21 protein-coding genes are annotated in these 21,422 nt (G+C 66.1%); 12 read left to right on the forward strand and 9 right to left on the reverse strand.

Annotated features, from left to right (window positions below; genetic code table 11):
- Genes QPC17_RS05325 through QPC17_RS05335 form a run of 3 tightly spaced genes read left to right on the forward strand, consistent with a single transcriptional unit; the run spans nucleotide 1 to nucleotide 2,554 of the window.
- Nucleotides 1-999, forward strand: a complete 999-nt coding sequence (locus QPC17_RS05325) for a choice-of-anchor M domain-containing protein (protein WP_070448386.1) — start codon at nucleotides 1-3, stop codon at nucleotides 997-999.
- The gene (locus QPC17_RS05330) at nucleotides 996-1,715 is read left to right on the forward strand and encodes an anchored repeat-type ABC transporter ATP-binding subunit (protein WP_062613774.1); all 720 of its coding nucleotides are present in this window, start codon (nucleotides 996-998) and stop codon (nucleotides 1,713-1,715) included. Before QPC17_RS05325 ends, QPC17_RS05330 begins: the two co-directional genes overlap by 4 nt.
- Complete coding sequence (locus QPC17_RS05335) at nucleotides 1,712-2,554, forward strand: anchored repeat-type ABC transporter permease subunit (RefSeq protein ID WP_070445614.1); 843 nt, start codon at nucleotides 1,712-1,714, stop codon at nucleotides 2,552-2,554. The genes QPC17_RS05330 and QPC17_RS05335 overlap by 4 nt, the downstream gene beginning before the upstream one ends.
- 221 nt (nucleotides 2,555-2,775) lie before the next feature.
- On the opposite strand, the gene QPC17_RS05340 is transcribed toward QPC17_RS05335, so the two are convergent.
- From QPC17_RS05340 to QPC17_RS05350, 3 genes are all read right to left on the reverse strand, one after another.
- Entirely contained in the window at nucleotides 2,776-2,946 is a 171-nt protein-coding gene (locus QPC17_RS05340) for a hypothetical protein (RefSeq protein WP_160326878.1), read from the reverse strand.
- A gap of 10 nt (nucleotides 2,947-2,956) precedes the next feature.
- A complete protein-coding gene (locus tag QPC17_RS05345; RefSeq protein WP_062613772.1) occupies nucleotides 2,957-4,420 on the reverse strand; it encodes an NAD(P)/FAD-dependent oxidoreductase in 1,464 nt (487 codons plus the stop codon).
- 297 nt (nucleotides 4,421-4,717) lie between these two features.
- Nucleotides 4,718-6,127 (reverse strand): amino acid permease, encoded by a 1,410-nt coding sequence (locus QPC17_RS05350; RefSeq protein WP_062613771.1) that lies wholly within the window; start codon nucleotides 6,125-6,127, stop codon nucleotides 4,718-4,720.
- A gap of 142 nt (nucleotides 6,128-6,269) precedes the next feature.
- Between QPC17_RS05350 and QPC17_RS05355 the strand changes: the two genes are divergently transcribed.
- From QPC17_RS05355 to QPC17_RS05385, 7 genes are all read left to right on the forward strand, one after another.
- On the forward strand, nucleotides 6,270-7,946 hold the full coding sequence (locus QPC17_RS05355) for a fumarate hydratase (RefSeq protein ID WP_062613770.1): 1,677 nt from the start codon (nucleotides 6,270-6,272) through the stop codon (nucleotides 7,944-7,946).
- 209 nt (nucleotides 7,947-8,155) lie between these two features.
- On the forward strand, nucleotides 8,156-9,142 hold the full coding sequence (locus QPC17_RS05360) for a methionine ABC transporter ATP-binding protein (RefSeq protein WP_068538960.1): 987 nt from the start codon (nucleotides 8,156-8,158) through the stop codon (nucleotides 9,140-9,142).
- Nucleotides 9,139-9,840, forward strand: coding sequence for a methionine ABC transporter permease (locus QPC17_RS05365; protein WP_062613768.1), 702 nt, complete (start codon nucleotides 9,139-9,141; stop codon nucleotides 9,838-9,840). The genes QPC17_RS05360 and QPC17_RS05365 overlap by 4 nt, the downstream gene beginning before the upstream one ends.
- A 69-nt stretch (nucleotides 9,841-9,909) precedes the next feature.
- Nucleotides 9,910-10,752: a MetQ/NlpA family ABC transporter substrate-binding protein gene (locus QPC17_RS05370; RefSeq protein WP_062613767.1), complete on the forward strand. Its 843-nt coding sequence runs from the start codon at nucleotides 9,910-9,912 to the stop codon at nucleotides 10,750-10,752.
- A gap of 157 nt (nucleotides 10,753-10,909) precedes the next feature.
- Nucleotides 10,910-12,322, forward strand: coding sequence for an amino acid permease (locus QPC17_RS05375; RefSeq protein ID WP_062613766.1), 1,413 nt, complete (start codon nucleotides 10,910-10,912; stop codon nucleotides 12,320-12,322).
- A gap of 176 nt (nucleotides 12,323-12,498) precedes the next feature.
- Nucleotides 12,499-14,073, forward strand: a complete 1,575-nt coding sequence (locus tag QPC17_RS05380; protein ID WP_285347069.1) for an anthranilate synthase component 1 — start codon at nucleotides 12,499-12,501, stop codon at nucleotides 14,071-14,073.
- A complete protein-coding gene (locus QPC17_RS05385; RefSeq protein ID WP_068538957.1) occupies nucleotides 14,070-14,681 on the forward strand; it encodes a glutamine amidotransferase-related protein in 612 nt (203 codons plus the stop codon). The genes QPC17_RS05380 and QPC17_RS05385 overlap by 4 nt, the downstream gene beginning before the upstream one ends.
- A 176-nt stretch (nucleotides 14,682-14,857) precedes the next feature.
- Here QPC17_RS05385 and QPC17_RS05390 read toward each other — a convergent pair whose 3' ends face one another.
- From QPC17_RS05390 to pdxS, 5 genes are all read right to left on the reverse strand, one after another.
- On the reverse strand, nucleotides 14,858-15,175 hold the full coding sequence (locus QPC17_RS05390; protein WP_068538956.1) for a branched-chain amino acid transporter permease: 318 nt from the start codon (nucleotides 15,173-15,175) through the stop codon (nucleotides 14,858-14,860).
- On the reverse strand, nucleotides 15,172-15,948 hold the full coding sequence (locus QPC17_RS05395) for an AzlC family ABC transporter permease (RefSeq protein ID WP_285347070.1): 777 nt from the start codon (nucleotides 15,946-15,948) through the stop codon (nucleotides 15,172-15,174). Before QPC17_RS05395 ends, QPC17_RS05390 begins: the two co-directional genes overlap by 4 nt.
- Nucleotides 15,909-16,268, reverse strand: coding sequence for a DUF3137 domain-containing protein (locus tag QPC17_RS05400; protein ID WP_068538954.1), 360 nt, complete (start codon nucleotides 16,266-16,268; stop codon nucleotides 15,909-15,911). The genes QPC17_RS05395 and QPC17_RS05400 overlap by 40 nt, the downstream gene beginning before the upstream one ends.
- A 76-nt stretch (nucleotides 16,269-16,344) precedes the next feature.
- Nucleotides 16,345-17,694: a peptidase U32 family protein gene (locus QPC17_RS05405; RefSeq protein WP_236698678.1), complete on the reverse strand. Its 1,350-nt coding sequence runs from the start codon at nucleotides 17,692-17,694 to the stop codon at nucleotides 16,345-16,347.
- Nucleotides 17,695-17,778: 84 nt separating this feature from the next.
- Nucleotides 17,779-18,660: a pyridoxal 5'-phosphate synthase lyase subunit PdxS gene (pdxS, locus tag QPC17_RS05410; RefSeq protein ID WP_062613854.1), complete on the reverse strand. Its 882-nt coding sequence runs from the start codon at nucleotides 18,658-18,660 to the stop codon at nucleotides 17,779-17,781.
- Nucleotides 18,661-18,755: 95 nt separating this feature from the next.
- Here pdxS and pdxR point away from each other — a divergent pair, with 95 nt between their 5' ends.
- A complete protein-coding gene (gene pdxR, locus QPC17_RS05415) occupies nucleotides 18,756-20,093 on the forward strand; it encodes a MocR-like pyridoxine biosynthesis transcription factor PdxR (protein ID WP_285321700.1) in 1,338 nt (445 codons plus the stop codon).
- A 3-nt stretch (nucleotides 20,094-20,096) separates the two neighbouring features.
- Here the strand turns inward: pdxR and QPC17_RS05420 are convergent, their stop codons facing one another.
- The gene (locus QPC17_RS05420; RefSeq protein WP_251769558.1) at nucleotides 20,097-20,708 is read right to left on the reverse strand and encodes a hypothetical protein; all 612 of its coding nucleotides are present in this window, start codon (nucleotides 20,706-20,708) and stop codon (nucleotides 20,097-20,099) included.
- A 156-nt stretch (nucleotides 20,709-20,864) separates the two neighbouring features.
- On the opposite strand from QPC17_RS05420, the gene QPC17_RS05425 reads away from it, so the two are divergent.
- Nucleotides 20,865-21,167, forward strand: coding sequence for a thiamine-binding protein (locus QPC17_RS05425; RefSeq protein ID WP_062613757.1), 303 nt, complete (start codon nucleotides 20,865-20,867; stop codon nucleotides 21,165-21,167).
- Nucleotides 21,168-21,422 lie beyond the last annotated feature (255 nt).

Consider the following 21,422-nt stretch of genomic DNA (forward strand, 5'->3'; position numbering starts at 1 on the left):
ATGAAACGACTCTCCGCGCTCACCGCGCTCGCCCTCGCCGCCACGGCCCTCACCGTGCCCGCGGCCGCCACCACCGACTCCACGGCCGTGGACCCCGCGCTCACGCAGCGCGTGAACGCCGACGAGGCGGTAGCCCCTGCCGGCGAGCAGACGGTGATCGACGCCGGGCACGTGGACATGGGCCCGCGCATCATCGACGGCCAGTGGCAGGTCCTCGCCCGCGACGACACCGCCGCCACCCCCACATGGCGCCAGACCAACGACGTCGTCTACCGCGTCTCCGACGACGCCCGGCTCGACGTGCCCGAGGGCTACGACTTCGTGGGCGGCACGCAGGCGTGGGTGATCCCCCAGCAGGAGATCTCGGGCGTGCCGTGGCTGGGCTGGAACACGCAGGACCCGGCAGTGATTGACCAGGTCAACGGCACGGTCAACATCGTCTTCGAGGGCCACGAGGGCCCGGGCACCTTCACCGCGTTCGTCCAGGCCGGCAACTTCCAAGGCCCGGACCTACTGTGGGATTCGGCGAAGGCCGAGTCCCAGCCGATCTCGGTGGAGCTTAACACGCACACGCACGTCAACTGGGCCTTCACCGAGCCGGGCGTGCACCGCATCCGCCTATCCTTCACCGCCACTCTCAACGACGGCACGACGGCCGGCGGCACAGCTTACATCAACGTGGCAGTCGGCTCTGAGACGAGCGTCGACGACGTGTGGGCGGCCATCGCCGCCGTACAGCCGGACTCCACGACGCCCGACGGCTCGGCTGACGCCTCGGAACAGACGGGCGAGGGCCAGTCTGGCGCGGGCCAGAGCAGCAATGGTTCGGAGCAGGCTGACGACGCCAGCCCCGACGCCACCGCGCGCGACCAGCGCGACTCGAGCACCGGCGTCGTCGTCCTTGGCATGGCGGGCCTGGCCCTGCTCGTCGTGGCCGTCTTCGTGGTGCTACGCAAGCGCACGAGCTCCGCGCAGGCCCGCGCCCTGGAGGACAAGTGAGCGTCCTTGCCCTTCGCGACGTGGACGTGTGCCTGAGCGGGCGCACGATCCTCGAAAGTGTCTCGCTCACGGTGGAGCCGGGCGAGATCATGGGTCTGCTCGGGCCGAACGGCGCGGGCAAGACCACGCTCATGCGCGCGATCATGGGGCTCATCCCCACTGCGCGCGGCACGATCGAGCGCTCGGGTGCGCCGGGCTACGTTCCCCAGCGCCACGACATCGCCTGGAACTACCCCATCTCCGTGCAAGAAACGGTCATGACCTCCCTGCAGGCGCGCATGCGCCCGTGGCAGTGGGCGAAGGCTGAACACTGGCGGTCCGTCTACGACGCCCTGGAGATGGTGGGGATGATCGACCTGCGCGAGCGCACGCTCGACGAGCTCTCGGGCGGGCAGAAGCAGCGGGTGCTCATCGCCCGCGCGCTCGCCCCTGGGCCCCAGGTGTTGTTGCTGGACGAGCCGTTCACCGGCCTCGACCACCCCACCCAGGACTCGCTCACCGATCTCTTCACCTCCCTGTCCGAGGCCGGGGTGGCGATCCTCATGTCCACCCACGACCTCACGCAGGCCGTGGGCATGGCCGACCGACTGGCCCTGCTCGCCGGCACGATCCGCGCCGTCGACGCCCCGGACAACCTGCGCGACCCCCACATCTGGATGGACACCTTCGCCGTCCGCCCCGACTCCGCCCTGCTTCGTACCATTGGACTGACATGAGCCTGCTCGACTTCCTCGCCGACCTCGCCAACCCCCAGCTTGCCTTCCTTCAGCGGGCCATGGTGGTGGCAATCCTGTCGGCTATCATCTGTGGCGCCGTGGGCGTTCACACCGTCCTTCGCGGCATGAGCTTCATCGGTGACGCGCTCGCCCATGCCGTCTTCCCCGGCATCGCCGTGGCCTTCGCCGTGGGCGGCTCGGTACTGCTGGGCGGGGCGGTGGCCGGCGTCGTCGTCACCCTCCTCATCGCCGTGTTCACGCAGAACCGGAAGGTGGGCGAGGACTCGGTGATCGGCATCTTCTTCGCCGCCGCCTTCGCGCTCGGCCTGGTCATCATGGCGCGCATCTCCACCTACACCGGCTCGCTCGAATCGATCCTGTTCGGATCGCTCACGGGCGTCCAGCCCGGCGACCTCACCTCCATCGCCATCGGCGCCGCCGCGATCCTCACCGCCCTGGCGCTCGCCCACAAGAAACTGGTGATCGTCTCCCTCGACCGCGCCTACGCCTCCTCGCTCGGTATCCGCGCCGGGCTCGTAGACGTGGTTCTCTACCTCACCATCGCCGCCGCGGTGGTGATGAGCGTGCAGATCGTGGGCAACATCCTAGTGCTCGCCCTGCTCATCACGCCGGCCGCCACCGCCCGGCTCCTGACCGATCGCTTGGTGCCCATGATGCTGATCGCGCCCGCCATTGGCTCGGCGGGCGCGTTTTTCGGCATTTGGGCGTCCTGGGTGTGGGACCTGCCCACGGGCGCGGCGATTGTCCTCATTTTGACGGCCGCGTTCGCGCTCGTGTGGGCGGTCCGGGCGCTACCCGCACACCGGCTTAGGCGTTAAGCTCGGCGCGCGTAGGCGCGTAGGCTCCCGTGTGTGCCACGGTGATCCCAGCGTTCTTCGAAGCGCGCTCGAGGATGGCGCGCACCTTCGAGACCCAGGTCGGCCATCGTCACGCGCTTTGCTATCCTCGTCCTTTCCTCGGCATCATTCTGCCATCGACGCCGGACGCCGGCACAAAAGGGTGCGGTCGAGGTCTCCCCCGGCCGCACCCTTGCTCGTACTTACATCTTCTTATCGTGCCCGCGCACCACCATGCCCATGGTCCCGAGCGCAGAACTCACGAAGTGGCCTAGCTGCCACACGGGGTTCTTGCGCAGATGCAGGGTGAGCCGGGTGGGCACCGGCACGTCGTCGTAGGAACGGATGATGGTCGGGTTGTCGGCGTTGTTCATGATGCCCTCTCTATTCCGGAATGAGCGTCCAGCCCGGCAGGGCCTTCGCCTTGTAGATGAACAGGTAATGGAGGAAGGTCTTCATCCAGTGGCCAGAGAGCCCGATCTTGCCGGTGGTGAGCTTGGTGTTGCGGCCGCCGGTCTGCGGGTACTTCTGGTAGTTCGGCACCACGGGGTACATTGCCATGGATGCGGCCGAACCGTTGAGGATGTCGTTGCCGGCGGAGGCCACGCACACCGCGCCGAGGCGGGACATGGAGGCTTCGTGGGCCGGGGCGGACGCGCCGTTCTTGATCCGGTCGCGGATCGTGAGTGCCACCGTCTTGCCCATCACGCCCGAGGGCATGCCCGTACGCGGCGGGGCAGGCGCGATCGCAGTGCCGAGCGCGGAGGCGCGCGGCTTGGAGATCGGGTGCGGCGGGGCGAAGGCGATACCAACCGCGAACATATTCGGGTACTGCGGCACCTCGTACTTCTCGGGCCAGTCGGTGGCGAGCCACTCGTCATAGGACTTGGGCGTGTAGTTGGCATCAACCTTCATGAAGTTCGCCGGGTTAAACAGACCCTCGATGGGCTCGCCGTCCTTGTCCACGGCCGACAGGCCCTGGCCGGTGAACGGGGGCAGTAGCATGGCGAAGTCGTACTTGAGCTCGTACGTCTTGTCGTCGTCGACCACCTCGTACTTGATCGTGTCCTCGGTGATCTCCTTGCAGCCGGCGCCCAGGATCGAGGCGACCCCGCGCTCCGTGAAGATGGACTCGGTCCACATCTTCGAGGACTGCTTGAAGCCGCGCTCCACAAACTGCATGCCGCCCACGCCGAAGTCGCCCAGCTCGTATTCGTTCGTGAGGTAGATGAGGTCCGCCTTGTCGCGCACCCCGTAACGCTTGAGTTCGTGGTCCACGTTGAACGTGTATTCGAAGGCCGCGCCCTCGCAGGTGCAGTTGCCGGCGCCCATGCCGACCACGAGGGTCTGGCGTTCGCCGCGCTTCATCTTCTCGATCGACTCCATCAGCTTTTCATTGGCTTCGACGGCGTGATCCGCTGTACAGACGGAGACCGTGTAGCCGTTGTCCGGGCCGAGGCCCGGGGTCGCACCGAAGTTGAGCCGCGGGCCGGTGGCGTTGACGAGGTAGTCGTAGTGGATCTTCTCCTCTTCGCCCTCGCGCTTCGGGTCGGTGTAGACGACCTCGACGTAGGGCCGCGAGTCGCCGGCGTCACCCTCGGGGTGGATGACGGTGGCGCGCGCCTGGCGGAAGTCCACGCCCTTGCGCTTGTAAATCGGTGCGAGCGGGAAGACCACGTCCTTCTTCTTCATTCGCCCCGTGCCAACCCAGATATTCGACGGAATCCAGTTCCAGTGCGAATTGGGGCTGACAACCACAACCTTGTGACTCTTGCCCAGCATCCTCTTCAGGTGCAGGGCTGTGGTGTGCCCGGAGATTCCGGCTCCGAGAACTACAACTGTGGCCATTTTCCCTCCAGCCATTTAGCGATGCGGCGTCGTTGCCGCTTGTCACGATCATACGCTATACCCCACCGGGTATCTTCGTTTTTCTGGAAGTACACCAAAGTCTTTTCTTTTTCGGTTTCACGACGCCGTCCGCGCGGCCTAGTAGCGTTCGGCGATGCGGGCCTTCTGGTCTCCCGACGCCGTGGCAAGGTATCTTACCTTCGGCGCCCGGCCGCTTACCCCGGCGAGCTCCACGGTGTACCCCGCCAGCAGGCCGTATTCGACGTCGGTGTGCGGCTGTTCGCGCTGGTAGATCTCCTACTTGCCGGCCTGCGCGGCGAGGGATTCGGCCAGGAGGTCGCGTGGGGCGGGCAACTCCCGCGAGCGCGAGAGCAACCAGTAGCCCACCGACAGGGCGAGGATGTAGGGCACGCCCGCATACCAGGCGATCGGCATGAGCCAGTAGAGTGCGATGAAGATGGCCACGCTCGCGGCGAGGACCACCACGTTGGTCACGGGGCTGCCCCACAGCCGGTTGGTGGGCAGGGGCAGGCCGGCCCGGGCACGCTTGGCGCGGAAGGCGATGTGGGTGCTCATCACCATCACCCAGGTGACGAGAATGCCGATGGTGGCCATGCCGTACAGCCACATGAACACGTTGCCCGGGCTGAGGATCGCGAGCGCAGCGGCGAGTGCCATTCCGCACATGGCGAGGCCCACGGCTCCGCGCGGGGCGCCCTTGGCGTTGGTGCGGCTGGCGAAGCGTGGGGCTTCGCTGTCGACGGCGAGTGAGTGGAACATGCGGCTGGAGGAATAGAGGCAGCCGTTTGCGGCCGAGAGCGCGGCGACGATGAGCACGGCGTTCATCACGTGCGAGGCGCCGGCCACGCCCGTGATCTCCAGGACCTTGACGAACGGTGACTGTTCTACCGTGCCGGCCACGGCTGCCGTCAGCGTCCAGGGCTGGAGCATGAGGACCACGAGAATCGCGCCCACGTAAAAGATGAGCAGGCGCCAGATCATGGTGTGAGCGGCGCGGGGGATATCGCGGGTGGGGTTGGCGGACTCGGCCGCGCCCACCGACACGTTCTCAATCCCACCGAAGGCGAAGACCGCCATACACGCCGCCGCCAGCACTCCCCCAACGCCCTTGGGCAGGAAGCCGCCCTCGGTCAGGTAACGCACGCCGACGGCGTCGTTGGTCCCAAGCCCCAGCACCACGGCCAGGCCGAGCAAAATGAAGACGACGATCGCCACTACCTTGATCATTGAAAACCAGTACTCAGACGAGCCGTAGAGATGGACGGAAAACATGTTGAGCGCGCCGATGAACACCGAGCACAGGATTGTGCCGAGCCACAGCGGGAGTGCGGGGAACCAGTAGGTGAGGTACGTGGCGGAGGCGACCACCTCGGCGCCGACTGCCACCATCATTGTGATCGCGAAGTTCCAACGCGTGACGAAACCGCCGAAGCGCCCCAGGTACGACGCCGCCACCGCGCCATGCCCGCCGGGGACCGGGTGGACCGTGACCATCTCAGCCAGCGCCCACACAATCGCCAGGGCAAGGCTGCCCGCGAGCGCGTAAGAGATGACGGTGGCGGGGCCGGCGTAGGCGATGACCGAGCCCGAGCCGAGGAAAAGCCCGGTGCCGAGCGCCCCGGACAGGGCAATCATGGCAACCTGTGCCGAGGTGAGGCCGCGTTGGAGTTGGGAATCGTCGTTCACGCCTTCATGGTAGCCCCGCGACGGGAATGGACGTCAATTTCGTGAGTGTCGTGTTGCATTAGGCCATTATGCCCGCGGAATGTCGGAGGCAGCTCCTATCCTCTTAAGCGAGGGGTTTTACGCCTAGTAGAGAGAAACTTTCATGGACGATATCAAGTACAGGGACATGCTGCCCGTCGGGCCGGATAAGACGGAATACCGCCTGGTCACCACCGAAGGCGTGGAGACCGTGGAGGGCCCCGATGGGATGACGTTCCTCAAGGTGGACGAGTCGGCGCTGGAGCTGCTGGCTGAGACCGCGTTCCACGACATCAACTTCTACCTGCGCACCGCCCACCTCAAGCAGGTGGAGAAGATCTTGGAAGACCCGGAGGCCTCCCCGAATGACCGCTTCGTGGCCAAGACCCTCCTGCGCAACGCGCTCATTGCGGCCGACGGCGTGCTTCCCATGTGCCAGGACACCGGCACGGCCATCATCAAGGGCGAGCGCGGCCAGCGGGTGCTGACCCCCGGCGTCGACGAGCGGGCGCTTTCGCGCGGCGTACAAAACACGTACGGCAAGTACAACCTGCGCTACTCACAAAACGCGCCGTTGACCATGTACGAAGAGAGGAACACCGGCACCAACCTGCCCGCGCAGATCGAACTGTACGCGGACACCGAACCCGGGCACGAAAACGAATACCACTTCCTGTTCATGTCGAAGGGCGGCGGATCGGCGAACAAGTCCTACCTGTACCAGGAGACGAAGGCGATCCTGAACCCCGACTCGATGATGCCATTCCTCGAGGGCAAGATCCGCTCGCTCGGCACGGCCGCCTGCCCGCCATACCACCTGGCGATCGTGATCGGCGGAACGTCGGCGGAGTACGCGCTCAAGACCGCGAAGTACGCCTCGGCCAAGTACCTCGACGAGCTACCCACCCACGGCGGCGAAGAGGGCTACGGCTTCCGCGACCTCGACATGGAGGAGCAGGTCCTCGAGATGACCCGCAAGATCGGGATCGGCGCTCAGTTCGGCGGCAAGTACTTCTGCCACGACGTGCGCGTGGTCCGCCTCCCCCGCCACGGAGCCTCCCTGCCGGTGGCGATCGCGGTGTCCTGCTCTGCGGACCGTCAGGCGAAGGGCAAGATCACGCCCGAAGGCGTATTCATCGAACAGCTCGAATTCAACCCGGGCCAGTTCTACCCGGCTGAGACGGACGCGGAGATCGGGCACACCGCAGGCGACGAGGTGGTGCGCATCGACCTCAACCAGCCGATGAAGGACGTGCTCGCCGAGCTGACCAAGTACCCGGTCAAGACCCGCCTGTCGCTCACCGGCACGATCATCGTGGCACGCGACATCGCCCACGCCAAGATCCAAGAGCGCCAGAACAAGGGCGAGGGTATGCCGCAGTACATGAAGGATCACCCCGTGTACTACGCCGGCCCGGCGAAGACCCCGGAGGGCAAGCCGTCCGGCTCCTTTGGCCCCACCACGGCGGGACGCATGGACTCGTACGTGGGCCCGTTCCAGGCCGAGGGCGGGTCAATGATCATGCTGGCCAAGGGCAACCGATCCCAGCAGGTGACCGACGCGTGCAAGACGTACGGCGGCTTCTACCTCGGCTCGATCGGCGGCCCCGCCGCCCAGCTGGCCGAGGACTGCATCAAGCACGTCGAACTCCTCGAGTACCCGGAGCTGGGCATGGAGGCCGTGTGGAAGATCGAGGTGGAGGACTTCCCCGCCTTCATCGTGGTTGACGACAAGGGCAACGACTTCTTTGCCGGCTCCCAGACCGTGTCCGTCACGTTGGGGAAGCGTCCGGGGCTGTAAGGTTCGGCTGATACAGCACGGGGTGCCCGGGACGTGAGGTCCCGGGCACCCCGTGTGTTTGCCAGGCCGGCCCGTGACCTTGCCTACACTTCACCCGAAGGGTGAGATCCTTTTGCAGCGCCAAGGATCGACGTGTTTACTGTTCACTGTAATCACCGGACAGGTCGCCACCTCGGCAGCGTTTGGACCGGTGGCGAAGAAGGAGAACCATGATTGAGCTGCAAGGGGTCACCAAGGTGTACCCCCGCAAGGGAGCTGAGTCCGTTGTGGCACTCGACGACCTCTCGCTCACCATCATGGACGGCGAAATCCACGGCATCGTAGGCGAATCGGGCGCGGGCAAGTCCACGCTCATCCGCTGTCTCACGGCCCTGGAAAAGCCCACCTCCGGCGCCATTCTCGTGGACGGTAAGGACCTCACCACTCTCTCGGGCCGCCCGCTTCGCGCAGAGCGTCGCCGCATCGGCATGGTCTTCCAGGGCGCGAACCTGCTAGAGGCCCGCACGGCGGCCGAAAATATTGAATATCCGCTTAAGGTCTCGGGCATCCCGAAGGCCGAACGTGACGCGCGGGTGGCTGAGCTACTCAACCTCGTCGGCCTTGCGGACCGCGGGGCGTCCTATCCTGCGCAGCTGTCGGGTGGCCAGCGCCAGCGCGTCGGCATCGCCCGCGCGTTGGCGATCCGCCCCTCGGTGGTTTTGGCTGACGAGCCCACCTCGGCACTCGACATGGAGACTACCGACCAGATCCTCGACCTCCTGAAGAACGTGCGCGAGCAGCTCGGGGTGACGATCCTGGTCATCACGCATGAGATGGGCGTGGTGCGTAAGATCTGCACGTCGGCAACCCTCCTGGACGCGGGCCGGATCGTCGAATCGAGTTCGATCGACCACGCGCTCGCGAACCCCGAGTCGCGCTTGGCCAAGAAGCTGATCCCGCTGCCCGAAGTTGAGCCGGAGTGCCTACGCGACGACACCCTGGTCGACATCTACTTCACGTCCCGCCCCGGCATCCCCACGGGTTCGAAGGTGATGGCTCGCGTGGCCGAGCTCGGCGGCGACATCGCGGCCGGCCTGTTTGAGTCGGTGGGAGAGATGCAGGTGGGCCGCCTCGCGCTGGCGATTCCGGCGCAGAAGGTTTCCCACGCTCTTCAGGCATTCGCAGCCGACGGCATTCACGCGGAGGTGCGCGCATGAGTTTCGACATCTTCCTCGCCACGGATTCCTGGTTTTCCAACCCGGCGATCGCGCGCGGCTTGTGGCCGGCGGTCCTGGAAACGATCTACATGGTTGGCCTGTCGTCGCTCATCACTGTGGCGATCGGGATTCCGATCGGCCTGATCCTGTCCGAGACCCGCAAAGGCGGCCTCATCGCCGCGCCCACCACGAACAAGATCGTGGGCGCCTTGGTCAACCTGGGCCGCGCGATCCCGTTCATCATCCTGGCGATCATCGTCCTTTTCTTTATCCGCGGCATCGGCCTGCCGTTCCTCAAGGCGACCGGCTGGCTGGCGTTCACCATCGCGCTCGCGGTATCCGCGATCCCCTACTTCGCCCGCATGGTCGAGTCGAACGTACTCGCAGTCGAGCCGGGCAAGGTGGAGGCCGCGCAGATGACCGGCGCGCCTGCGGTGCGCATCATGTGGGACGTGCTGGTGCGCGAGGCCCTGCCCTCAATCATAAATTCGGTGACGATCCTCGTCATCACGATTGTGGGCTACTCGGCGATGGCTGGCGCCGTGGGTGGCGGCGGCCTGGGCGCGCTCGCGATTAACCAGGGTTACCAGCGTTACAACTTCGACGTCATTGTGATTGTCGTTGTCGTCATCCTGCTCATGGTGCAGATGATCCAGTGGCTCGGCGACATGCTGAGCCGGATGGTTGACCACCGCTAAGGCGCAGCCATCCGGGACCTCGCTTCAGTCTTAGCCTCCACTTTCGTACCCATTAGACAAGGATTCATCATGCGTAAGATTTTTGCTCTCGTGGCCTCCGCGGCCCTCGCCCTCACGGCGTGCTCTTCTGACAACGGTTCTGCTAACAGCTCGGAGTCGACGACGTCATCGTCCGCCTCCGCCGACGGCCTGACCACCCTTGTGGTTGGCGCTTCCCCGGTACCGCACGCCCCGATCCTGCAGTTCGTGGCGGACAACCTGGCCGAGAACGCGGGCCTGCAGCTGGAGATCAAGGAGTACACGGATTACGTCCAGCCGAACGTAGCGCTGGATGCTGGCGAGCTGGATGCCAACTTCTTCCAGCACCTGCCCTACCTCGAGGCCCAGATCGCGGATCGCGGCTACGACTTCGACCACGGCAAGGGCGTTCACATCGAGCCCTTCGGCATCTACTCGGAGACGGTCACCAACCTTGACGACGTGCCCGAGGGTGGCGTCGTGCTGGTGACGAACGACCCGTCGAACCAGGCGCGCGGCCTGTGGCTGCTCGAGACCGAGGGTCTCATTACGCTGGAGGACGTGGACAGCCCCACGATCTACGACATCAAGGACAACCCGAAGAACCTGCAGATCCGCGAGTCTGAGGCGCCGTCGATCCCCGTACAGCTTCCCGACGTCGACCTGGCTATTATCAACGGCAACTTCGCCCTTGAGGCGGGTCTGGTTCCGGCGAAGGACGCGCTCGCGCTGGAGTCCGGTGAGAACAACCCGTACGCCAACATCCTGGCGTGGAAGGCGGACTCCGGCAAGCTTGACGCGATCAAGAAGCTTGACGAGCTGCTGCATTCCCCGGAGGTTGCCAAGTTCATCGAGGAGACCTACCCCAACGGTGAGGTGACCCCGGCCTTCTAAGGCTTAGGTCCCTCGAAGGTGGCGGCCCTCGCGGCCGCCACCTTCCTTTTGGCCGGGTTGTGCCCAAACGTGAGCTTTCTGGCAGGCCGAGTTGCGGCGTCGTGAGCGCAAATGGGCATAGATTCGGCATAGACGTGCGCGAAGTGAAAGGACACGTATGCCAGTCGAGGATCATGAACAGGAAGAGACCCTCCATCGCGGGTTGTCGAACCGCAACATCCAGCTGATCGCACTGGGAGGGGCGATTGGCACGGGCCTGTTCATGGGATCGGGGTCGACGATCCATTCGGCGGGCCCGTCGATCATCCTGGTTTACATGATCTTGGGCCTGGTGCTGTTTCTTATCATGCGCGCGATGGGCGAAATCCTCATCCACAACCTTGACTACAAGTCGTTCCAGGATTTTGCCCATCACCTCATCGGCCCGTGGGCGGGATTCGTGACGGGGTGGACGTACTGGTTTTTGTGGGTGGTGATCGCGATCGGCGACATGATCGTGGTGACCGGCTACTTCAACTTTTGGATCAAGAACATCACCGTCTCGGCGTTCGTGACGCTCGGACTGCTCGCGCTGCTCGTGGTCATCAACCTGCTGACGGTCAAGCTCTTCGGTGAGGTCGAGTTCTGGTTCGCGCTCATCAAGATCGCTGCGATCCTGGCCCTCATCGCCGTGGGCGTGGTGATGGTGGCCAGCGGCTTTACGGGGCCGACGGGCGAGCCGGCGTCGTTCACCCACCTGTGGGACCACGGGGGCTTCTTCCCCACCGGCGCCTCCGGGTTCCTGGGCGCGTTCTCGATCGCGATTTACTCGTTCATCGGTACGGAGCTGATCGGCACCACTGCCGCCGAAACCAAGGACCCCACGCGCACGATCCCGCGCGCCATCAACCAGGTGCCGTTGCGCATCGCGGTGTTCTACGTGGGCGCGCTGGCGGTCATCATGGCGATCACGCCATGGGACGCCATCAACCCCGAGACCTCCCCCTTCGTCTCCGTGTTCGCCATGGTCGGGCTGGGGGCAGCGGCGTCGGTGATGAACTTCGTGGTGCTGACGTCGGCGGCGTCGTCGGCGAACTCGGGGATCTTCTCCTCCTCGCGCATGATGTACGGGCTAGCCAAGTCGCACCAGGCGCCGCGCCTGTTCGGGCGGCTGTCCTCACATCGCGTGCCGCGCCGGGCCCTGCTGTTCATCGGCCTGCTGATCCTCATCTACCTGCCGATCTTGTTCGTGGGCGGCAGCGTGCTCAAAGGCTTCGAGCTCATCGCCGCGGTGGCGACCACGCTCATCCTGTTCATCTGGGCGCTCATCCTTGTTTCCTACATCCGCTACCGCAGGCGTCACCGCGCCGCGCACGAGGCCTCCGAGTTCAAACTCCACTTTGCGGCCGTCACCCCGTGGCTGGCACTGGCCTTCATCGCGTTCATCGCGTGCGTGCTCGTCTACTTCCCTGCCACCCGCGTGCCCACCCTGCTCACCCCGGTCTGGTTCGTGGTGCTGGGCCTCGTATGGGTGGTGCGCAAACGGATTCTGCTCCGCCGCGGGGTGACGTTGGACATCATCAACGGGTAGGACTGTTTTCAGCTTACAATCCGGACTCGGCGAGCAGCACCTCTCCCCCGCCTGCTAAATTGTTTCCATGAACAACGGTCAGTGGTGGTGGCTCTAGACGAGCCTTCCAGTGTTGACCCCAAGGCTCGTGCGAAAGCTACGAGCCTTTTTTGTAGCCTTCGCCGGAAAGGGCAGACATGAAGATTTACCGCAGGCAGGTGCCCTACGTCGACGACGTAGCGGCGCTCATCCCCTACCTGGACGCGCGCGACTCCGGCTACGACCCCTCCACACTCATGCTCCTGGAGTCGGCGGACATCGAGACCCGCCAGGGTCTGACCTCCATCGCGATCCTACGCGCGTCGGTGCGCGCCACCTGCGAAGGCCAGTCGGTCACGCTCGAGCCGCTCACGGCCACCGGGCGCATCATTGCCGAGGACGTTCTCGCCGGGCTTTCCGGCCTGTGCCGCGTGGAGGGCAACCAGGCGATCTTCGAAGTGTCGCACGACGTCGACGAGCGGGCCCGCCTGCTCGCACCCTCCACCGTGGAGCCCCTGCGCCGACTGCTGGCCCTCGACTTCGGCGACGCGCAGCCATGGGTAGGCGGCACCTTCGCCTACGACTACGTGGCCACCTTCGAGGACCTGCCGGGCGTGGCGGAGTCGGCCAACACCTGCCCCGATTACCAGTTCGTACTCGGGGAGGTGGTGCTGGTGGTGGACCACACGGCTCGCACGGCCGAGCTCATCCAGGCTGACGCCACGGGTACCGGCTCCGACGTCGACGATCTGGCCTCCGCCCTGACGCACGCGCAGGAGGCGCTCACGGCAGCGCAAGCCTCCCCTGGTGCAACGCCGGCGGCGGACGCGGCCGGCCCGAACGGCGTTGTGAAAGCGAAAGCAGACATCAGCGACGCGGGATACCGGGAGATCGTGGCGCAGATGAAGGAGGCGATCGTCCGCGGGGACATCTACCAGGCGGTGCCGGCGCGAACGTTCACGCTGGCGTGCCCGGAAGCGGCGGCGGCGTACGCCAGGCTGAAGGAGTCGAACGCGAGTCCGTACATGTTCTTCCAGCGCGGGGTGGGGCGCGATGGGAAGCCGTTCGAGCTGTTTGGGGCGTCGCCGGAGTCGAACCTAAAGTTTGACGCGGCCACCCGCGAGGTCGAGCTCTACCCGATCGCCGGCACGCGGCCACGCGGGCGTGGGGCGGACGGGGCGATCAGCCACGAGCTGGACATCCGCGCTGAGCTCGACATGCGCACGGACGCCAAGGAGCTCGCCGAACACACGATGCTGGTGGACCTGGCGCGCAACGACCTCGCGCGCGTGGCCACGCCCGGCACCCGGCAGGTGGCGGCGCTGCTGCAGGTGGACAGGTACTCGCACGTGATGCACCTGGTGTCGCGGGTGACGGCACGTCTGGCCGACGGCATGGACGCACTCGACGCCTACCGGGCCTGCATGAACATGGGCACGCTGACCGGCGCGCCGAAGATCAAGGCAACCGAGCTGCTGCGGTTGCTCGAGGGGCGCCGGCGCGGCTCGTACGGGGGTGCGATCGGGTACCTGCGCGGGGATGGGTCGATGGACACGTGCATCGTGATTCGCTCGGCGTTCGTGGCCGGCGGCGTGGCGGCCGTGCAGGCGGGCGCGGGCGTGGTGCGCGATTCGAACCCGCAGTCCGAGGCGGATGAGACCCTGCACAAGGCCCGGGCCGTCCTGGAAGCCATCGCCCGAGCTCAGGGTAAGAAACTGGAGGTGGAGCGATGATCGTCCTGCTCGATAACCAAGATTCCTTCGTCTACAACCTGCTGGACGCGTTCGCCGGCACGGGCCGGGAGTGCGTGGTGGTGCGCAATACGACGCCGGTGTCCGCCATCACCGACCTGGGCCCGGAGATGATCTGCCTCTCGCCCGGGCCGGGCCACCCGCGCGAGGCGGGCGTGATGATGGAACTCATCGACACGGTGGTGGGTCAGATCCCGATCCTGGGCGTATGCCTGGGTTTTCAGGCCCTGCTCGAGCATTGGGGCGGGGTGGTGCGCGCGTGTGGACCCGAGCATGGCCGCGCGATTCCCATGACCCTGACCGAGGCTGGCCTGGCCAGCCCTATCTTCGCCGGCCTCGCCACCGACACGCTCCCCGACCAGCCCGGACGCTCCGTGCCCGTGGCGCGCTACCACTCGCTCGGCTGCACCGACGTGCCCGAGCAGATGGAGGCGCTTGCCACCACTCCCACGCAGATCGGTGACGTGGTCATGGCCGCGCGCAGCCGGGACGGCAAGGCACTCGGCTTCCAGTTTCACCCCGAGTCGGTGCTGACGATGTCCGGGCCCACGATGCTCGAACGCGCGATCGAGGAGCTGACGGCTGACTGACCAGCCCCAAAGACCGGCTCTAGTCGGCCCCCGGCACAACTCGTGAATCTGAAGGCGACCAGGCCCCTATAGAAATCGGCAACCGGTATATTCACGACTTCTGTCGGCACAGCGCCAAGACAGGGTGCGCGAGCCCGAGTGGGTGCCGATAATTTGGGTTGGCGGTCCCGCCGAGGCTAGCTAACCAGCGCGAGGACCAACGCGAACATCCCCGTACCCGCCAGCAGCGAGGCCAGGACCTTGCGGAAAGCCAAGTGCACGCCGAGCGTGGTGAGCACCCCGGCGGCCGGAGGCATCCAGGAATCGGCGCTGGCAAAGGTGACGTCCTGGAGGGTGAAGATGACGAGGATCAGCATCACGCCCGCGGGCATGGCGGCGCCGAGGTAGGCGAGGGTCTCGGAGTCGCGGACCTTGGACAGGAACACAAAGGGCGCGGCTCGCAGAGAGAATGTGATGGCCGTGGTGACAGCGATGATCGCAATAATGTAGTTCATGGCATGGAGTCCCTTCGCTCCCGGCTGTGCTCGGTGCGGCGCTCCCGGCCCGGCCGGCTCACTGCCCTGCCCAGCGCGCCGACAGGCTCCCCGACCACCGACTCGACACGCGAGGCAATGAGCAGCGCCACTGTGAACAGGACCAGCGCGGCCAACAGGTACACAGAAGACGGCAGGAACAGCGCCCCCACGCCGATGACGGCGACGAGCGCGAAGTCCACCCGCTTGCGGTTGGCCAGGTAGGACTCAAGCATGAGCACCACGAACAGGGAGGTGAGGACGAAGTTGAGGATCCGCGAGTCTATGGGGACGGCCAGGCCCACGAGCGCCCCGAGCGTACACCCAAATATCCACGTGGAATGAGCGAAGACCTGGATCCACACCACGCGCTCCCCCGTCAGCTCTTCCCAGGGTTTGGAGGCGACCACGGCGTAGACCTCGTCGGTGAGCGCGTGTATCGAATAGAGCTTGGCCAGTAGATGCCGCACCAGGTGGAGTGGGAAGCTGATCCCGTAGAAGGCGTGCCGGAACTGGATGAACAACGTGGCAAGCGCAACGGCAGCGATCGGCTCACGGGTCACGATCATTGGGACCACCAGGTACTGCATCGACCCCGAGTAGATAAACACCGCGAAGATCGGCGCCCACCACCACTCGAGGCCCGCGCCCGTCAGCGTCATCCCCATGCCCATCCCGAGCGGGACGTAGCCCAAACCGACCGGCAGGGCATCTTTCAGGGCCAACGCGAACGCGGACGGGGAAGCAGGGGACATACAAAAAACCTACGTCCGCCACCCCACCGGGGCAACCCGGTCCACAACGTGACCGTGACCGGGCACTGCTCCTCGTAGCCCACGAGCGCGCGGAGCACGTAAAGGTTGAGGAGCGTGCGAGCCGAGAGCTCGTCGGTGCAATAGACGTTGAATGTCTCGTTGACGCGGATGTCTTCCGTTTCGGTTTTCTTCTCGCCCTTGCGGGCCGCCTCGTACCCCACCTGCTTTTCGCGCCCGAACAGGCCTTTGCCCGTGGGGATGATCCGGATGTGGCCGGACGGTCCCGGGACGGATTGGCGGGATTCCGTTCGCGAAGCCATCTGCGTACGTTCAGGTAGCGTTTCCGTGTGGTTTCCGACGACGCCGCCGCCCAGCTCGCGCCCGGCCGTGCGGCTCTTAGCCGGCGTGGTGGAGGCGGGCCCGAACCCGGACCATCGCGCCCACGGGCACGGGTACCGGACAGGGCATCGAGAATTCGCGCGCGGGGAAGTTGATCTCGGCAACGGGGTTGCCGTCGGCGTCCTGGAGGCCGTCGGCAGGGACGGCCATCGCCACGGGGGCCGAGCCCGGGAAGAGGATCTCCATCTCCTTGCCCGGGGCCAGCTTGTTCTTCGCGTGCAGGCGGAGGCGGGAGGTTGCGGGGTCGTAGCCCGTGACGATTCCCGCGAGCAGCCACTCGTTAATGTAGCCGCCCCTGTGGATCTCCTCGCCCGCGGGGTTTTCCGGGTAGTAGAAGCCGGTGGAGTAGGCACGGTGGGTGACCTTGAACGGCTCGTCGTGTAGCCAGGTCGGGAAGGTGACGGGGGTGGCCGGGCGAGGGGCGGCGGGCAGGTGGACCTGGTCGTGGAAGGGGACGAGGGTTGCGCCGGCGGCGTCCTCGAAACCGCGCTGGACCATGTACTCCCCCACAGCCGTCTTGTAAGCGTTGGTCATGGCGGCCACGTAATAGGCGCTCTTCGCGCGGCCCTCGATCTTGAGGGAGGTGACTCCGGCGTCGAGGATGTCGTCGATGTGGGTGAGCGTGTTCATATCGTTGGAGTTGAACAGGAACGTGCCCTGGTCTGTGATCTCCACAGGGATGAACTGGCCCGGCCGGCGCTCCTCCACCACGTGGTACTTGTAGCGGCAGGACTGGGCGCAATCGCCGTGGTTGGCGTCACGGCCGGTGGTGTGTTGGGAGATAAGGCAGCGGCCCGAGAAAGCCATGCACATCGAGCCGTGCACGAAGGCCTCGATCTCCAGCTCGGGAGGGGTGTGAGCGCGGAGCTCACGGATGTCGGCAAGGCTGAGCTCGCGGGCCAAGACCACACGGGTGGCGCCCAGTTGGGCCAGCGCGTTCGCCGCCTGGTAGTTCGTGACCCCCGCCTGCGTGGAGACGTGGATCTCCGTGTTCGGGGCCACCTGGCGGGCGGCCATAAGCACCCCGATGTCAGTGACGATGAGGGCGTCCACCCCGATCTCCCCCAGTTGGCCCATGTACTCGTTCATGGAAGTGACCTCGGCGGAGGTGGGCAGGATGTTGCAGGTGACGAACACGCGCCCGCCGCGCTCATGGGCGTAGGCGACCGCCTCGGCGATATCCTCCAGTGTGAAGTTTTTCGGGGCCGACCGCATGCCAAATTCCTGGCCGCCGAAGTAGACCGCATCAGCGCCGAAGTCGAAGGCGGTTTTCAGGGTGGCGAGGTTGCCGGCCGGGGCCAGGACCTCGGGGCGGGTGCGGCGGCGGACGCCAAAAGGTTCGATCACGACCGTAAGCATAGCCGGCCGCCCCGCCGGGCTACCAGCTGACTGGCGCGGCCGGGCCAGTCTTGCCGGCCTGCGGGCGCGCTTCTACCAACCGCGCTCTGCCAGCCGGTGCGGGGCCGGCAGGTCGGCCACGTTGATCCCCACCATGGCTTCGCCCAGCCCGCGGGAGACCTCGGCGATCACCTGCGGGTCGTCGAAGGAGGCGGTGGCCTTGACGATGGCGGCGGCGCGGGCCTTGGGGTCGCCGGACTTGAAGATGCCGGAGCCCACGAACACTCCGTCCGCGCCGAGTTGCATCATCATGGCGGCATCTGCCGGGGTGGCCACGCCTCCGGCCACGAAGAGCGGCACGGGCAGCTTGCCCTCGCGGGCCACCTGGGCCACGAGGTCGTAGGGAGCGGCGAGGTCCTTGGCGGCAACAAACAGCTCATCCTCGGTCAGGCCCTTAAGCTCGCCGATTTCCTTGGTGATCTGGCGGATGTGCTTGGTGGCTTCGGAGACGTCGCCGGTGCCTGCCTCGCCCTTGGAGCGGATCATGGCGGCGCCTTCGTTGATGCGGCGCAGCGCCTCGCCGAGGTTGGTGGCCCCGCACACGAACGGTACGGTGAACTCGCGCTTGTTGATGTGGTTGACGTAGTCGGCGGGTGAGAGCACTTCGGATTCGTCTACCCAGTCGATGCCGAGCACCTGCAGCACCTGCGCTTCGACGAAGTGGCCGATGCGCGCCTTGGCCATGACGGGGATAGACACGGCTTTCATGATGCCTTCGATGAGGTCGGGGTCGGACATGCGAGCCACCCCGCCTTCGGCGCGGATGTCGGCGGGCACGCGCTCGAGTGCCATGACGGCCACGGCCCCCGCCTCCGCGGCGATCTTGGCCTGCTCGGCGGTGACCACGTCCATGATCACCCCGCCCTTGAGACCGGCTGCGAGTTGGAGTTTGTTGTCTTCAATGGTGTAACTCATGGTCTCCATTCTCGCCCGCGTATGGTCTACAATTAAGTCCACTTCTCGCCTACATTTTTAGACCACCCATACCCCCGCATCCCAGGAAGTACCCCGTGCCCTCCATTCCCGCCACCATCGTCGCCGACATCCGCGCCCGCCTCGAGTCCGGCTCTCTCACCCCTGGCGACCGCCTCCCCTCCACCCGCGCCCTCGCCGACGAACTCGGCGTCTCCCGCGGCTCCGTTGTCAGCGCTTACGAACAGCTCGAAGGCGAGGGCATCCTCCTCGCCTCCCGCTCGGGCAGCCGCATTCACCCGGCCCTCGTCGACACCGCCCAGCCCTCCTCCCCTCGTTCACCTTCGCCAATAACACCGTCACCCCCGTCCCTGCTCCGCCCTGGCGCGCCCCTAGAGGCACTGACCAGTTCGGCCTGGCGCGCAGCTTGGCGGGCCGCCGTGGCCGAACCGCACGCCTACCCCAGCCCGGGTTCGCCGCGCCTGCGCTATCTGCTCGCCGAGCACCTCCGCCTCACCCGGGCCGTCAGCATCGACCCGGAGCGGATCCTCATCACCGCCGGCGCCCGCGACGGCCTGCGCGCCACCCTCGCCGCGCTCGCCGCCTCCGCCCAAACCGGCCAAACCCAAACCAGCCACCCCCACCGCCTCGCCGTCGAGGACCCAGGCTTTGGCTCGCTCCGCGCGGTGCCGGCCTCAATCGGCTGGGACGCCATGCCGGTCACCACAGACGGCGAGGGCCTCTCCCCGGCGGCGCTTCATGTCCTCGCGCCCGCCGCCGCACTCGTCACCCCGAATCACCAGTTCCCCTTCGGCCTGCAGATGCCCGCATCCCGCCGCCGCGAGCTGGTCGAATGGCGCCGCGCCACCCCGGGCGCGCTCCTCATCGAGGACGACTACGACTCCGAACTGCGCGCCACCCACCCCGCGCTCGTGGCGCTCGACCCCACAGGCACCGCCCTGCTCGGCTCCTTCGCCAAGACCCTCACGCCCGCCCTCGGCCTCGGCTACGTGATCGCCCCGCCTGGGCTGCGCGCCGCTATCGAGGCCCGCCTCATCCCCGTCTCCGGCATCGCCCAGGACGCGCTGTCCAACTTCCTCGCCGCCGACGGCCTTCGCCTCCACACGGCCCGCATGCGCCGCGAATACAAGCACCGCCGCGGCTTGTTCGAGCGGATTTTCCCCGAGGGCCGCACGATGGACGGCGGGCTTGGCGCCATTATTCCTTTGTCCGACGACGACGAAACCACCGCCCTCGCCCGCGCACGGCACGCGGGGTTGGCGGTGGAGTCACTCGGTCAGTATTGGTCGGGGCGGGGTCGGCGGCCAGGCATCGTGGTCGGTCTGGGTGCCGGTAGCAGGGAGAAACTCTCGGCGGCCTTGAGCCAGCTGCGGCAGATCATCCCCGCGCCCGCCGCCCCAGCGCCCGCCCCCTAAATCTCAGACGCCGCGGACCAGCAGGTCGCCGCGATCGGCGAAGCCTTGCTTGGCAAAGTACACGGGGTCGGCGGCGTCGCGCAGGGGCACCGCCACGGAGTTAACCGCGAGGCCCTCGAACAGCGAGGCGTTGCCGTAGAGGAACGCGCCGGGCGTAAGGTCGCGGAAGCGTTCGGTGACGTAGTCGATGAGGATGTGGCCGGTGTCGCCCTCTGGGCGGAGGGCGAACAGGCCGATGACCTCGTCTTCGTGCATGAGGAGGAAGGCGCGGGCACTGGGGAGGGCAGCGCGGTCGAAGCGTGGGAAGGCCTCGGCGATGGCGGCGGCGTGGCGGTCGAGGAAGCGGGCGACCAGCGACTCTCCGGCGTCGACGTCGAGCACGGAGTAGCCGCGTTCCCCGTCGTCGCGGGTGAGGCGCCACAGCCAGTAGGCGTCGATGATGACGATCACGCCGTTCATGGCGGCGTAGGGCCAAATGCCGAAGTAGATGTTGTAGACGGTGGCGATGAAGGAGCCCAGGAGGTTAAGCACCCGGAATCGGCGGATGCTTGGCACCATGAGCGAGACGATCACGAGCACGGATCCCGCCCATCCAATAAACTCCCACAGCGGCATGTTTGTCTCCATTTCTGTTCGGCATCGTGACATGTCTTTGGCACGGTGGCACAAGTATATGAGCGTTGTAGCACGGCCCACGGGCACCTTGTGCGAAAGTGCCGAAGGTCGCACAATCGCATAAACTTGGGGCGGTTCTTGATGAAAGGAAATACCATGCTTCTTGCGTTCTCGATCGCCCCGCAAACCTCCGACCAGCCCGACGGCTCCGTTTCCGAGGCGGTAGCCGCGGCGGTGAAGATCGTCAATGAGTCGGGACTGCCGAACGAGACCACCTCCATGTTCACCACCCTCGAGGGCGAGTGGGATGAGGTGATGGCCGTGGTCAAGGCGTGCGTGGAGGAGCTGGAGAAGCGCACGCCGCGCATCTCGCTGGTGATGAAGGCCGACATCCGCCCGGGCTACACGGGCCAGATCACGGCGAAGGTGGAGCGGGTGAACAAGCTGCTCGAGCAGTAGGACAGCACCGCCACCAGCGATTAAGGGATGGTAGATGACAGCTCACCGGCTTCAGCTGGCGTGGTAAGGACAAGGCGCTGATCCCGCGGAGGCCGGCAAGTACGGTTACACGTGGGTAGACCCGTCCGATCCGCGTTACTGCGAGACCCACACGTTGATGTGCGACGAGGACGCGCGCGGTCGGCACCCCCAGTAGGATAAAGTCCGCGCGCTACATGCTTTAAATGAGTTTGGCCGGCCACTTCACTTGGAGTG

This window comes from Trueperella bernardiae (assembly GCF_030246965.1).
GTDB classification, from domain to species: domain Bacteria; phylum Actinomycetota; class Actinomycetes; order Actinomycetales; family Actinomycetaceae; genus Trueperella; species Trueperella bernardiae.

Coding starts and splice junctions, on each gene's coding strand:
- QPC17_RS05325 (WP_070448386.1), top strand. CDS start 1: ATGAAACGACTCTCCGCGCTCACCGCGCTCGCCCTCGCCGCCACGGCC.
- QPC17_RS05335 (WP_070445614.1), top strand. CDS start 1,712: ATGAGCCTGCTCGACTTCCTCGCCGACCTCGCCAACCCCCAGCTTGCC.
- QPC17_RS05340 (WP_160326878.1), bottom strand. CDS start 2,946: ATGAACAACGCCGACAACCCGACCATCATCCGTTCCTACGACGACGTG.
- QPC17_RS05345 (WP_062613772.1), bottom strand. CDS start 4,420: ATGGCCACAGTTGTAGTTCTCGGAGCCGGAATCTCCGGGCACACCACA.
- QPC17_RS05355 (WP_062613770.1), top strand. CDS start 6,270: ATGGACGATATCAAGTACAGGGACATGCTGCCCGTCGGGCCGGATAAG.
- QPC17_RS05360 (WP_068538960.1), top strand. CDS start 8,156: ATGATTGAGCTGCAAGGGGTCACCAAGGTGTACCCCCGCAAGGGAGCT.
- QPC17_RS05365 (WP_062613768.1), top strand. CDS start 9,139: ATGAGTTTCGACATCTTCCTCGCCACGGATTCCTGGTTTTCCAACCCG.
- QPC17_RS05370 (WP_062613767.1), top strand. CDS start 9,910: ATGCGTAAGATTTTTGCTCTCGTGGCCTCCGCGGCCCTCGCCCTCACG.
- QPC17_RS05375 (WP_062613766.1), top strand. CDS start 10,910: ATGCCAGTCGAGGATCATGAACAGGAAGAGACCCTCCATCGCGGGTTG.
- QPC17_RS05380 (WP_285347069.1), top strand. CDS start 12,499: ATGAAGATTTACCGCAGGCAGGTGCCCTACGTCGACGACGTAGCGGCG.
- QPC17_RS05385 (WP_068538957.1), top strand. CDS start 14,070: ATGATCGTCCTGCTCGATAACCAAGATTCCTTCGTCTACAACCTGCTG.
- QPC17_RS05390 (WP_068538956.1), bottom strand. CDS start 15,175: ATGAACTACATTATTGCGATCATCGCTGTCACCACGGCCATCACATTC.
- QPC17_RS05395 (WP_285347070.1), bottom strand. CDS start 15,948: ATGTCCCCTGCTTCCCCGTCCGCGTTCGCGTTGGCCCTGAAAGATGCC.
- QPC17_RS05400 (WP_068538954.1), bottom strand. CDS start 16,268: ATGGCTTCGCGAACGGAATCCCGCCAATCCGTCCCGGGACCGTCCGGC.
- pdxS (WP_062613854.1), bottom strand. CDS start 18,660: ATGAGTTACACCATTGAAGACAACAAACTCCAACTCGCAGCCGGTCTC.
- QPC17_RS05420 (WP_251769558.1), bottom strand. CDS start 20,708: ATGCCGCTGTGGGAGTTTATTGGATGGGCGGGATCCGTGCTCGTGATC.
- QPC17_RS05425 (WP_062613757.1), top strand. CDS start 20,865: ATGCTTCTTGCGTTCTCGATCGCCCCGCAAACCTCCGACCAGCCCGAC.